This window comes from Clostridium phoceensis (genome assembly GCF_001244495.1).
GTDB lineage: Bacteria > Bacillota > Clostridia > Oscillospirales > Oscillospiraceae > Lawsonibacter > Lawsonibacter asaccharolyticus.
Genome location: NZ_LN866274.1, coordinates 1,878,697 through 1,891,668, shown reverse-complemented (window position 1 = coordinate 1,891,668; position 12,972 = coordinate 1,878,697). Strand labels below are relative to the sequence as shown.

The following is a 12,972-nucleotide window of genomic DNA, read 5'->3' as shown; positions in this document are numbered from 1 at the left end:
TCATGATGTTGCTGTCAGCATAAATCCCAAATGTTGCAGAATTGTCCTAAAATCCATTGTCCTCTAAAAATTTTTCAAAAAAGGCAGTCTGCCAAAACAGACTGCCTCAGAATTATTTTATGGGTAGGAACACGGAAAAAGTTGATCCTTCCCCAACTTTAGACTCGACGGTAATATAGCCGCCCTGCATGGTAATGATCTCACGGGCAAGGTATAAGCCGATTCCGACCCCATCTATATCATGCACCGCTTCATCCCGATAGAAGCGTTTGAAGATCGTGCCCTGAGAATGCTCCGGGATGCCTCTGCCTGTATCCGTCACATCTATCCTCAAATACATTTCCCAATCCCGTACCCTCACCTGGATGCTGCCACCGGCAGAAGTGTACTTTACCGCATTATCCAGAATGTTAAACAATGCTTCGGAAGTCCAGCGGCTGTCATGGGATATTGTCAGATCAGATGGGCAGTCCACCGACAGACTGATCTCTTTTTGTTCCATCGGAGCCAGAACACCATTGATGGCGCTCACCAGCGTATCCCCGATCACAGCATCCTGTTTCTCCAGCGTAATGACACCCGTTTCCAGACGGGAGGTTTTCACCATTCCCTGGATCAGAAAATCCAATTTATCCAGTTGCGTGCCTGTGGCCTGCAAAAACTCCTTGCGCTTTTCTTCTGTCAATGGCCTTGTCAGCATCGTATCGTTGATCAGCTTCAAATTTGCGATGGGGGTTTTGGTCTGGTGGGAAATATCTGATACCAGGGATTGCAGTTCTTCCTTTTCTCCCTCTGCCGTATGTCTGGTTTTCTGCATCACATTATAGAGCCGTTCCAGACGATGGCTAATCCGAGACAGCAGTGTTTCCGCTTCATAGTCTACCTGGGGCCGGTCTGTACTGTCCATCATGTGATCCAATGTCTGGCACAAACCATCGGTGAACAGAGAAAGTTTCTTTTGAAAATAGTGCAGAAAAACCATGCCCCAAATGTAAAATGCAGCTGTCAAAATAATGCCGCAGATGACAACACGCACATCTTTCGTCAACAGGAAAAAAATCAACAGCAGCAAAGCGGCAGTGAGCAGAGTCCCCGCCACAATTTTTCTCAAAAATGCCCTGACAGATAAATTTTGCAGTTTCATCGAGGCTCACCGCCGATCCACTGATAGCCCATTCCATAAGCTGTCTTAATATATTTCCTCTCGTCTGTTTCGATTTTTTTGCGGATACGGCTGATGATCGTCGTCAGAGTATGCTCATCCACAAAGTCTCCATCAATGTCCCACAGCTTCTCTAAAATCTGCCGCTTGGTCAGAATAATCCGGGGGTTCTTTACGAACAGGAACAGGGTGCGGTATTCCTTCGGTGTAAAGTCCAGGGATTCTCCGGCAAGGGACGCACTTTGTTCGGAGAAGTCGATTTTCAGAAAGCCATCGTCAAACAGATCATGCCGAGGTGTCCGCAGCTCCAGATTTGCAAAAACCGCCGCTACTTTTTTGCAAAGCACCGTCACAGAAAATGGTTTGGTCACATAATCCGCGCCGCCGACTTCATATCCCTTGAGCATATCGCTCTCCTTATCATTGGCTGTGATAAAGATGATATAGGTATGCTGACCGCGATTCCGGATTTCTTCACACAGATCCAGTCCGCTGCCATCGGGGAGGTTAATATCCAACAGTGCCACATCAAATTCATTTTCCCGCAACTTTCTTACCGCGCTGTCAAAATTAAAAACAGAAATGACCTCATATCCATCAGAGGTCAGATTATATGCCAATGTCCGGTTCAAAAGCTGATCGTCCTCTACAATTAGAATCTTCTTCAAGACATTCACTTCCTTCCTTATTTTTCAACTATACTGATAGGATAAACACAAAATGTTACAGAAATGTCCTAATCAGATATTTTTCTTTTTAATTATAGGATAGCCTACTTTTCAGCACAAGAATAAAAATATGAATACATACAATAGTTTCAATGTCATGTTGGACAACAAGAACACCGCCGCAAACTATACGATTGCGGCGGTGCTGACTATATATCAAATCTTTTTGTAGTTACATAGGTATGTGCAGTTGAATTAAAAAATCCCACTATTCTGCCATACCCTGCGGAACTTCAAATTTGTATCCACTCCCCAGAACAGTACGAATATAGCCCGCTTTCGGCATATCCGGAGTTAGTTTTCTGCGAATCTGACCTATGACGCTGGCAACGGCCGTTCCGCAGTTTTCACCATCCGCATTCCACACAGCCTCATAGATCTGGCTGGCAGAAAATACCCAGGATGGGTGGTTTGCCAAATATACCAATGTTGCAAATTCCCGATGGGTCATAGAAATCAACTCGCCGTTTCGGTGTACCGTTCTCTCCTTCAGGCGAAGCTCCAATCCCGGAAAAACAAGAGTATTACAAGGGTGAGATGACACAATATGGTCAAATCCTGGCTCGGCTGCAATAATCTCCATAATTCTGCTAAGTATATATTCTTCATGGTCTGTTACCGACAGTACAAAAATTTTTCCCATATATCCCTCCCTTGAACATACATAATATACAATGACTTAATTTTCCTATTGCCTGAATGCTATTCAACATTCAATTCAATACTTCCCGTGAAATCCTCACATTCAATGCCGATATAGTTTCCGCCTTCAGGGAGTGTAATTGTATCGCTATATGTTCCGGTTGTTTCAAGCAAAGTGACTGCTTCATCAGCTCCAGAAATCCAAAATACTTTTGCAGTTCCCTCCGTAACCTCCAAAGTGCAATCAATAGACAGCTCCTTACCGGCTTCTCTCTTTATGGAAGTTCCGCCGAACAAATACTCTGTATCTGAAAAATCCTCATAGCTGGCTGTATAGCTTCCTGTATAATCATCAATTCCTTTTTCTTTCGTACCTTGTAAGGATGAATTTCCGGTAAGCGCTATGGAACCAGCGGACTGAACGATATTGTTATACTGATCGAGAACTTCATCTTTTGTACAACCGGAAAGTATAGAAGCCCCCAACAGTATCAGGCATAGTGATAGAACTATTTTCTTCACAGGTATCACCTTCCTTTCCTGCGTACAGCACGCTTTCCTCTTCCCTTGGCCTTTGTCTGCTTACGGGCTTTCATTTCTTTTTTGTTACTGGACATCACTAATAAAAGTACAGCCCAGAGAACCATGATGCCAACCCCAATGACCGCCAGCAAAGAGTTCGGGGCTGTGGTTGTTCCGGCATATTCACTCATATCAAATCCCACTAAAATCAGCGCAGCTGAAAACGGATAGATGCTGGCAAGAATGCCGCCTTTGAAAAACATCATGCTGTATCCAAGGAAGAAGGCCAGAATGGAACCTCCCAGATATGCCCCTCGGATCTGTCCAAAAATCAGGATTAGGGGCATACAGACCAGATAGGTTGTCAGACCCGCTAACACGATCTGTGTACCACCATGAAAGACCACTTCCGCTGTCAATCCTGACAAGTCAACCGTCAATCCAGTGATCAGAGTAACTCCAACACTGTATATTCCCAACAGAGCCGTAAGAATACCAACCCAAAAGAGCTTAGCCCCTAACACTTTTGGCATAGAAACAGGAATTGTCATAATGTTTTTCAGCGTATCATGGGTAGATTCTCTGTCAATCAGCCAGCTGCCGATCATCACCAGTGAAATCGGGAAAAACATCTGGGTATTGCCCCATACAACATTCGCAAAAAGCATGGGAAAATCATAGTTTGGATTCCGGTACTCCGGCTCGACAATCAACTGGCTTCCATATTGAACCAACGGACAGAGTGCAAGCGCCACCAGTCCTACCCAAAGGATCTGACACCGGCGTAGTTTCAGTAATTCCGATTTTAATAAATTCCACATAATCACACCCCCTTAAATCTCACGACGCCGGTAAACCATCGCTATCAGCGCAAGAAATACAGCAGCTTCCGCAAATGCCACGCCGAACACCTGTACATCATTTAAAAAATACGGGCTTATCCGTTCCAGCAGTTCTGCCAGTTCTTCACTGATGCTGCTATAATCAAAAAACTGGAATGTCCAGCGAAACGCCAACGGTCCCGGAATCAAGGTTCCGGCATTCAGACCAAAAGGCTGTGTCAGAAAAGCATCATTGTTGGTGAGAAGATAATTCAAAATGGTATAGAAAAAGGTTATCACGACCGACACGATATAGTTTTTATCAAGAAGAACGACTATCAAAATACAGGGGAGCGCGCCGACCCACATGATCACACCCTCTCCTATCCCTACCTGAAACAATTTCCAGAACCCCACCGGATTCCATCCTTGAATCAGCAAAGCCGCAAGAATTACCAATGCTCCAACCGCCATAAAGCCAATAGCAAACAGCAGTAAAACCAGCATCTTAGAAAGTACCAGCTTCGTTCTGTTCACCGGTATGGTAACAAGGTTTTTCAATGTGTCATTGTCCAACTCCTCAAACAGCAGATTGGAAGCCAGTATCACAAGAAGCGGCATCAAAAGAAGATATGCGCTGAGCTGGAGCAACCCCGCCATCATATTGTTCGTAGCATCTACATCCGTGTTCGCATCTGCCAGAAAAATAGCATAAGCCAATGGAAGCAAGGTGGAAAGGAACACAGAAATAAATACCAGCGGCTTGCGTTTCAATTTCAAAAATTCGCATTTGATTAGTTTAAGCAATTCCCTCGCCTCCCGTCACACGCTTGAAGTAATCTTCAAGGCTTTCTTCTGAGACTGCGGCCTCCGATACCTCCAACCCGTTTTCCACAAAGGCAGTTACAATTTTCCCTACGGGCAGCTCCAGGTTGTGCAGGCGCAGATTGTGATCGTCCTGTATGGAGAAATGGCTTTCATGGAAATTGCGTTCCAAAATTCCTGCCGCCTGTGCCGTATCAGAGAGCGTAAAACGGATATGCTTACTGCTTTTTTGCTCCAGCTCAGCAAGGCTTTCTTCTTCCAGCAACGCGCCGTGGTCGATAATTCCAATATCATCAGCCAGCAAAGAAATCTCCGAAAGAATGTGACTGGAAATCAGAATCGTTTTTCCTCTTGCGTCGCAAAGCTCCCGAATAAAGGAGCGTACCTCTGCAATACCGATGGGATCAAGACCGTTGATCGGCTCATCCAAAATCAAAAGTTCCGGATCGTGCATAACAGCAAGGGCGATGGCAAGCCGCTGCTTCATACCAAGAGAATACTGGGAAAAGAGCTTTTTATCTTTGTAGGGCAGTCCTACCAGATCCAGAGCGTCTTTGATAGCATGATTGTTTGGTACGCCCCGCAGGGTGGCAAAGATACGCAGGTTTTCTGTGCCGGTCAGATTGGGATAAAAGCCGGGGGACTCGATCAGACTGCCAATACGGGGCAGTAACTTCTTTTCGTTTCCCTGCAAGGACTTTCCCCAGATTTTGACCTCCCCGGAAGTCGGATTTGTTAAGCCCAACAGCATCTTCATGGTTGTGGTTTTTCCGGCTCCGTTTCTGCCCAGCAGACCGTAAATTCTCCCGCGCTTTACATGGATATTCAAGTCAGCCACACTCTTTTGCGAACCGTATTGTTTCGTCAGATTTTTTGTTTCAATGATGTAATTTGTGTCCATATTCAAACCTCCTGTTCTTCAAGGTATTCTATCACTTAAACCTTGCATTAACCTTGCCGCAACCTTGCATTAACCTTGCAATTTAGAATCTGGCTAAAATGACAAGGGTTCCCGCCGCAAGGACGGGAACCCGTTTAAATCTCCAAAGGAAAAAGCAACCTAAATTCAGTTCCTTTTCCCGGTACACTTTCAACTGTTATGCTTCCACCCATCTTTTCTACAAGCTGGTGGACAATAGAAAGACCAAGACCGCTACCTTTCTCAGAGCGTCCTTTATCACACTTATAAAGCCGTTCAAAAATGTGTTTCAAATCTTCTTTCTCAATTCCCACCCCATTATCCGCCAACAGCAGTTCCATGTTATTTTCCTTCTTTGACAAGGCGATTTTGATTTTATTCGCATGGCTATGAGCGATTACATTTTGAATGAGATTATTGATGATTCTCATATAGCTATCCATATCCAATTTTACCCGGACAGGCTGTTCGGGAATATCAATGTCATAATCAATCTGTTTATCCTCAAAAATCGGTATCCAGTCGATCAGGATATTTCTTGTCAGCTCTGCAGCCTCAACGCTCTGGATCTCCAAAGCAAACTCGTCGGAATTTAACTTGAACCAGTCAAAGAGTACATCAATATACTCTTTCAAATCATGGGCTTTCCGGCGGGCAGTTTCGATATAATCATCCCGGTCTTTTCCCGTGACAAGCCCCTTGTGTGCAGCATCAAGATACCCGATCAGAGTGGTAAGGGGCGTCCGAACATCGTGAGAAAGGCTCGTCATAAGCTGGCGGTTGGTTTCTTCTGTCTGCCGGACAATCGAAAGTCTGCTTTCATAGGCCACAACGATCTCATTGATTTCATAGGCAAGAGGCGCTGTCAGTTCATTTGTTGCAGACAAAATACGCCGATTGCCATTTCCATTTTTCACATCAACCAGAGCGTCGGTCATTTCTGCTATTTGTTTTTTTACGCGCCGAACGAGAAAGATGGAGGTCAGCACAGCCACAACAGCAATCACAATGGACAAGAAAACGATGATTTCCATACCAGCTACACCTCCTTATTAAAGCGGTAGCCAATCCCTTTGACCGTTTGTATATACTTTGGACTGGAAGGATTGACTTCTAATTTTTTACGAAGCCGGCTGATGATCGCCATAATATTGCTGTCATCATAGAAATATTCTTCGCCCCATACTTCCTCATAAATCTGCTGTTTTGTTAAAATCTTTCCTTGATGCTTTGCACAGTACAGGAGCAGATCAAATTCCTTTGGTGGAAGTTCAAAAGTGCCGTTTTCCGTCGTAACAGAACGATTTTCAAGGTCAATTTGCAATCCATCAAAATCCAGTTTTTGCACAGCTCCGGTTTGCTGATTAAAGCGGGTGTAGCGGCGAATGAGGGACGCAATACGGGCAATCAGTTCATCCATATCAAACGGTTTTGTCAGATAATCGTCCGCTCCGGCCCGTAACCCCCGCACTTTAGAAGCACTGTCATTTTTGGATGTGAACATTAAAATCGGAAGGCTGTTTTCTTTGCGGATTTCTTCCAGCGTTTCAAAGCCATCCATACCAGGCATCATCACATCCAGCACCACAAGCTGGTATTCCTGCTCTTTTAATTTCTGCAAGCCCTCTTTTCCGGTATTACAAAAATCAGCTTCAATATGTTCCGATTGTACGCTGCGTTTAATCAAAGCACACAGTTCTCTGTCATCATCTATAATCAAAATTTTGTTCATGGCTCAGCTCCTTCCCTTGTTTTGTCCGGCCATCAATCGGCTTCTCCGCAGTTTTAGGGATCAGCCAAACACCAGCCATTTTCACAGCGCCGGGGATACGTCCACCAGCACAATAATAATTTACCCTACGAGGTGTCACGCCCCATTTTTCGGCGGCATCTTTTAGTGTCATATAGTCCATTTTGCACCTCCATAGGACATATTATAGTTCCTTATCTCGAATAATACAAGCTGACTATTGTGATTATGCTTACATAAAGAGCCGCAGATCATCTCTGACCTGCGGCTCCGTTCTCCTATTAACCTGTTAAGTATGTATCCCGTATTTCGCCGTTTGGATGTTCTCTTCGCCATGCAGGATTACCCCGCCGCAGGTCTTGGCACCCTGTACCATGTAGCCCTCAAAAAAGAAGCTGTAAGGCAGGTAATCATCCGTCAGGACGATGCGTTCGTAGTTGTACCAATTAAAATGCTGCTCCAGAAACTTTCCCAGCTTGTGCCGCAGAATAGGATTCTCCACTACGGCCTTGAGATTTTTCCGGCTGTGAAACTCCAGCTTTGGCCTGCTCTGTTCCGGAATGGACAATAGCCGCCACCGTGTTCCATCGGCGACTTCTTTCTCACCTGCCGCATATGCGCGGAAGGGTTCATAAGGCAGCCTGACTCGCTCGGTGTAGCCGGAAACATTGTCTCTGCCCGCATCCTTCAGCCATGTGAAGGAAAACTCCAGTACTTTGGCACCGCCTACGGCGTTACACAGCCGCAGTTCTGCATAAGAATGGATGTCTTTGGTGAGCAAATACTTGTTCTCCTCCAGCCGCTGCAATTCCTTTTTCAAAATAATAAAGCGCTGCGGCGAGCAATCTTTTCTGGAACGGGTTTTGACGGAAATGCTATCCTGATCCACATAAATTATTGCCATTGTCCTATTATTCATACTCCACCTCATTTCTGCTATTTACTTCTGCTTGATGCATGGCAGTCTGCATAACCAGGAAGGGACGCTCTACATACTCCTCTTTTGCTGAGGTATATGCCGCTCCGCCTAAAGAGTCCAGATACTGCCATCCGTTTTTGGATTTTGAGATATACACATAGAACGGTGCAAGTACATACTCATCCCGTTCATAGCAGCCCAGATACCGTCTTGCAAGTACAGCCACAACGCCCAGCTCTGCCGCTTTCTGTGTTGTCAGGGAAACTGCTAGTTTCATTACTTCCTCTTTTTCAACATCGTTGAGTCCGAAAGTATAGATGCTCTCCAGAAACAGCACAGCCTTCTCATCGGCGGCAGATTTTCCGACCTCCGTATTCTCCTGCGACAGATCAGCAAAAGAAAAATCGACGGCAGGCGGTTTTTGAAATGCACCCTTTGTCAAGCGGAGACAGGCACGAGCCACCACCGCTTCATCCTTTTTCACAAGGACAATCTTCTTATTAGAGTCGAAGGCAGCTAACAGGCACTCCCTCTGGCTTCCAGTACGGTAAGACAAGCAGGTACTATGAGGAAGTTCACCAAGCCGCAGCGTGTGGTAAAAATCATCCACCTCTTCTGCCCCAAATGCACCTCGCGCCAACGAAAGATTTTTCTTCCAGAGGCTCTCCTGCATCTCGCTGACAGGGTAGCGGATCTCACGCTGCAGGTCACCGGCAAAATATTTGAGTTTATAGAACTGGCCCATCAATTCAGCCTGTACGATCCGCCGCAGCGCTTCAACAGCCAGCTCCTGCCTGTCCAGTTCCCCATAGAGAGCGCGTACCATAGCCGCGCCGCCCTGCAGTAAAAATTCCGTGACAGTCTCCCGGTTCTGCTCCACAAAATCGTCCGAAAATGCCAGTTTTTCTTTTAGAACCAGCCAATCTGCATCAGTTGTCAGAATATCCTTGCGCACCTGCTTCCAATCCGTCCTTTCCAAAAGAGCCGTCATATTATTGAGGGCAAATACCGCATCCGACTCTGTAGTGAAATCCGGTATGAATGCCTGCAGCCGCTCGTAGTGCTGCAGCAGTCTCATGGCAGTACTCCTGGTCAATCCGCAGATATGTCCAAATGAGCCTCGATACCATTCGCTAAACGGCCTTTCCAACAGACATTTTCCAAGCTGCTCCAACTCTGCATCTCCTGTATACTGGCTGACCAGATCCCGTTTTATCAGCTGCCGCAGTGTCAGCAAACGCTGATCTATGGAAAGAGGTGTCAGCATAGTGTATAACCGGACATAAACCTCTTTCTGATGCCAAAGCTGATACATTTCCTCAAAGGTGTACTGCTGCCCTTCTTCCAGAAGCGTAAAGAAGCTGTCGCTGCGGTTCACAGAATCGCTGGCTTTCAAATTCTTCAGCGTCAGGGAATTGATGTTGCAGTGCTCACAAAAGCCCGGCTCAAACAATAGAGAGTATCGCCCCAAGGACAGGAACACTTCACTGTTCTGATCCACCAATTCCAAAAAATGCTTTTTTCTATGTTCCACCGCATAAATGAGAATTGAAAACTGGAATTGCCGGACAGCATTAAAATCCAGATGGAGCCTGCCGGCATACAGAGCATTCAGATAACTCAGTTGGTTGCATAAAATTTCTTCCCTCTGTTCCTTGCTCAAAGGATGTGGCTGGGAGATAAACCAGTTGAGGTCATATTGTCCGGCATGGTTGTCCAGCCAGAGGTCAAAAAAAGCAGACAAATCCTCTGCGTCATATTCAAATACAGCCAACAGCCGGCGGAATTTTCCCACATCGGTCATTTTCATCCACCGGAGATCTTTCAGGCGCTCTACTGACAGAAACAGCCGCACACCATACCGATAAAGCAAGATGCAGACTCTCTGGAGCGGACGATTCTGTTCCAACAGTTCCAGAGCTTTCCGTTCATTTTGATGCCAGCAAAACAGATACGAACCAAGAAACGGCTGCCGCATCATATCTCGCTGGTGCTCCGTCAGCATGGAAAGTCCCTTCCACTCCGCAATGGGAAAAGTCTGCAGGTTATCCAATATGACCTGCTCCTCTTCTTCATACATCACAAAGGGAAAATAGTATTTCAGGTATTCAAACCGCAGGGAAGGCAACAGTTCCAATTTCATGACTGCCAGCACCTGCTCTTGGGGATACGCTGTCAGTCTCTCTCCATACCCGTCTGCCGACTCTAAGACTGAAGCAATTTCTTCATCGCCAATCTCCTGCCTGCACAACGCACCATAGAGCGCTGCAAAGTCCGACACCCGAACCAGTTCTTCCTGTATCCGCTTTGTCTTTCGGATGTGCAGCCGTTCCTGTAATTGAAGTGTCTCCACCTGTCCGCATGCCTGCGCCATGGCATCCTCTGAAAAGCTGCCTGTAAGCGCCGGAAGCAATCCGTCATCTTTCATTCTGGTCAATAGGGTCAGATGTTTTAATGTATTTCTCATGCTGCTTCACCTCCGATCATTGTCAGTACCATATTCAAAATCTCATGCCTTGGCCGGGGTTCAGACTCTACCAGTTCACCACACAGCTCAAAAAAGGCGTGTGCATCTTTGGCATCCATTGTCTGCACACAACCGGCGGGCCATTCCACCAACTTATCAAATGTCATATCCAGTACCTCTTTCTTCTCATCCCTGTAATAATATCCCCCAATGAATTTAACCAGAGATTCGGCGCTGCCGTTATAAAGTTGCTGCAGCTTTTCCCGTTTCTGTATGGTCCGTTTTTCCTGCTCCAATCGTTTTTCCTGCTTCTTTCTCTCAGCTTCGACTCTGCGCTCATCCTCCAACTCTTCCTTGGAATAGAATGTTTCCTTCAGCCGGTTGATTTCATAGCCGTTATACTCGCTGTGGAGCAAAAACTGCCGCAACACCGCTGCCAGCGCTTTTTTATCATAAAGGCGTTGGATCTCCGGTGCTTTTAAGGCACTTAAAACGAAGTCCTCATATTTTTCCGGCTCAGTCTGGAAAAATGAACGCTCCACCCAGTCATAGAGCTGTCGATGCTGCTCTGCAGATAGGAATGGACGGCTGATGTATGTTTTATATTCCCTTCTGCTGTAATACCCCTCACTCCTGACAAAGCATTCGTGAAAGTAAAACCGCTTGCCAAATATCGTTTGAAGTTGGGAAAAAGTGTACTCAGCCAGTAGCCTCTCTACAAACCGGAAACACCTCCAACTTGAAATTCTCAGGGCATACTCCCGCAGCAGTTTCAGTTGTGGCGCATCTTCACCATCTTGCCGATGCTGCTTGAAAAACTCCCATAGATTGATTTCCTTCTTTTCCACCAGAAAGGCAAATGCCCGCCTACCGTTCGTATGCCAACTTCTGAAATATTCTCCATAGTCAGCTCCGGTCAGTTCCTGATATCTGGAAAGCCACTGTTTCAAATGGATCGTCTGCCTGGAATGCAGCATTTGCAAGGTAAACAACTCCATATAGTTATCCCGCTCCAGTTCCTTCGCCAGATCATCGTACTGAGGATCAAACACATCAAATCGGTACGGAAAATCCTTCTGTATCGTTTGATTCATCCATAGCAGTGTTTTCGGCGCTGTTGGATTCAAACCATATTGAACCGCTTCCCAGAGTCCCTGAAATCCTTCGTACTTGACCGTAAAGCTGTCATAGAACCGAAACAGCCAGCCAAGATACTCATAAAATTCTTCTGAAAGGTTTTGGGGATCATTCAGCAGCATCCGGCCACATGTCACCGCGATTTTCTCAGCGGGAATACTTCTGGAATTCAACCGATCCGGCAGCCTGTCCGCCCATACAGCGAGAGAATTTGCCAGTACGATCTCATCATGGCGGTACCCTACTTTGCGCAGAGCCAAAAACTCCCGGCTATCCGGCTTCATGTTCATATAGGGCAGTTTCATCAATGTGCGCAGCGCCAGGTCTGCCTTGCCCCGGTATTTCTTTACCTGTTCTCCATAGAAGCGGATAAACCACTCAAACACCCCAAAATCGACGGTTGGGAAAATGGTTCTGTTCTGCGTCAACAGTCGAAGCAACTGGTCGTGCATGGCCCGATAACCGTATTCGACATCATCAAACAACGACAGTACAAACAAGGCCTCCTCCGTTCTGACATATACCTTTGCCGCCAGTTCATCCAGCAGGCTATGCCGCTGGGTGGTATCCGTTTCCAGCAGATACAGAGCGCCCTGCAGGTACACATCTTCTCTTGCAGACCGCCGTACCTTTTGGAGAAATGTTCCCCGCTGATTGCCAACAAACATATTGTCAGACTGGATCGCACAGGTATTGCCCAGTGCCAGAGCCAGAGCGCGGAGCACCCGGACATCATCGCCCAGTTTTTCCTCAAACCGCTCCAGCACTTCGCCGGGATAACGCAGATTGTACGGTTCAAAGTAGCCGAATACATCCGATTCCGGCTGCCATATCTGCATCGTCCTCATTTGTCGATAAGTCCTTCCCGCCGTATCGTCCTGAGAAGTCTGGACGACCAATTCAGCAAATGCATGGTAAAGATCCAGATCAACAGTCCTCTGATATGCCCGGTAAACCGGTATCCTATCGATATGCATTAAAATTCCTCCTATTCGAAATCTTTCATAAAAGAATGGGGAGAGGCCCGCAATGCGTTCCTCTCCCCATTGATCACCTGACAGCACACCGATGGTATGCTAT

General features: G+C 46.3%; 13 protein-coding genes. All 13 read right to left on the bottom strand.

What is annotated here, in order from left to right; all coding sequences use genetic code 11:
• Window positions 1-112 precede the first annotated feature (112 nt).
• The 13 genes from BN1969_RS09860 to BN1969_RS09805 all read right to left on the bottom strand — a co-directional run bounded on the left by BN1969_RS09860 (window position 113) and on the right by BN1969_RS09805 (window position 12,869).
• The gene (locus tag BN1969_RS09860; RefSeq protein ID WP_025532027.1) at window positions 113-1,144 is read right to left on the bottom strand and encodes a sensor histidine kinase; all 1,032 of its coding nucleotides are present in this window, start codon (window positions 1,142-1,144) and stop codon (window positions 113-115) included.
• Window positions 1,141-1,830, bottom strand: coding sequence for a response regulator transcription factor (locus tag BN1969_RS09855; RefSeq protein ID WP_039959333.1), 690 nt, complete (start codon window positions 1,828-1,830; stop codon window positions 1,141-1,143). The genes BN1969_RS09860 and BN1969_RS09855 overlap by 4 nt, the downstream gene beginning before the upstream one ends.
• Before the next feature lie 268 nt (window positions 1,831-2,098).
• Window positions 2,099-2,533: a winged helix-turn-helix domain-containing protein gene (locus BN1969_RS09850; protein ID WP_050624148.1), complete on the bottom strand. Its 435-nt coding sequence runs from the start codon at window positions 2,531-2,533 to the stop codon at window positions 2,099-2,101.
• A gap of 59 nt (window positions 2,534-2,592) precedes the next feature.
• Window positions 2,593-3,054, bottom strand: a complete 462-nt coding sequence (locus tag BN1969_RS09845) for a flagellar hook-associated protein FlgL (protein WP_050624147.1) — start codon at window positions 3,052-3,054, stop codon at window positions 2,593-2,595.
• Between the two features lie 5 nt (window positions 3,055-3,059).
• Window positions 3,060-3,875, bottom strand: a complete 816-nt coding sequence (locus tag BN1969_RS09840) for an ABC transporter permease (RefSeq protein ID WP_050624146.1) — start codon at window positions 3,873-3,875, stop codon at window positions 3,060-3,062.
• Window positions 3,876-3,887: 12 nt separating this feature from the next.
• Window positions 3,888-4,682 (bottom strand): ABC transporter permease, encoded by a 795-nt coding sequence (locus BN1969_RS09835; protein ID WP_050624145.1) that lies wholly within the window; start codon window positions 4,680-4,682, stop codon window positions 3,888-3,890.
• Window positions 4,675-5,601 carry an ABC transporter ATP-binding protein gene (locus tag BN1969_RS09830; protein ID WP_050624144.1) on the bottom strand — a complete coding sequence of 309 codons (927 nt, stop codon included), beginning with the start codon at window positions 5,599-5,601 and terminating at the stop codon, window positions 4,675-4,677. The genes BN1969_RS09835 and BN1969_RS09830 overlap by 8 nt, the downstream gene beginning before the upstream one ends.
• A 134-nt stretch (window positions 5,602-5,735) precedes the next feature.
• On the bottom strand, window positions 5,736-6,653 hold the full coding sequence (locus BN1969_RS09825; RefSeq protein ID WP_050624143.1) for a sensor histidine kinase: 918 nt from the start codon (window positions 6,651-6,653) through the stop codon (window positions 5,736-5,738).
• Window positions 6,654-6,658: 5 nt separating this feature from the next.
• A complete protein-coding gene (locus BN1969_RS09820) occupies window positions 6,659-7,351 on the bottom strand; it encodes a response regulator transcription factor (RefSeq protein ID WP_050624142.1) in 693 nt (230 codons plus the stop codon).
• Window positions 7,326-7,532 (bottom strand): helix-turn-helix domain-containing protein, encoded by a 207-nt coding sequence (locus tag BN1969_RS17140; protein WP_077138743.1) that lies wholly within the window; start codon window positions 7,530-7,532, stop codon window positions 7,326-7,328. Before BN1969_RS17140 ends, BN1969_RS09820 begins: the two co-directional genes overlap by 26 nt.
• A gap of 126 nt (window positions 7,533-7,658) precedes the next feature.
• On the bottom strand, window positions 7,659-8,288 hold the full coding sequence (locus tag BN1969_RS09815) for a hypothetical protein (RefSeq protein ID WP_050624141.1): 630 nt from the start codon (window positions 8,286-8,288) through the stop codon (window positions 7,659-7,661).
• Window positions 8,281-10,755 (bottom strand): hypothetical protein, encoded by a 2,475-nt coding sequence (locus BN1969_RS09810; protein WP_050624140.1) that lies wholly within the window; start codon window positions 10,753-10,755, stop codon window positions 8,281-8,283. Before BN1969_RS09810 ends, BN1969_RS09815 begins: the two co-directional genes overlap by 8 nt.
• On the bottom strand, window positions 10,752-12,869 hold the full coding sequence (locus tag BN1969_RS09805; protein WP_050624139.1) for a hypothetical protein: 2,118 nt from the start codon (window positions 12,867-12,869) through the stop codon (window positions 10,752-10,754). The genes BN1969_RS09810 and BN1969_RS09805 overlap by 4 nt, the downstream gene beginning before the upstream one ends.
• Window positions 12,870-12,972 lie beyond the last annotated feature (103 nt).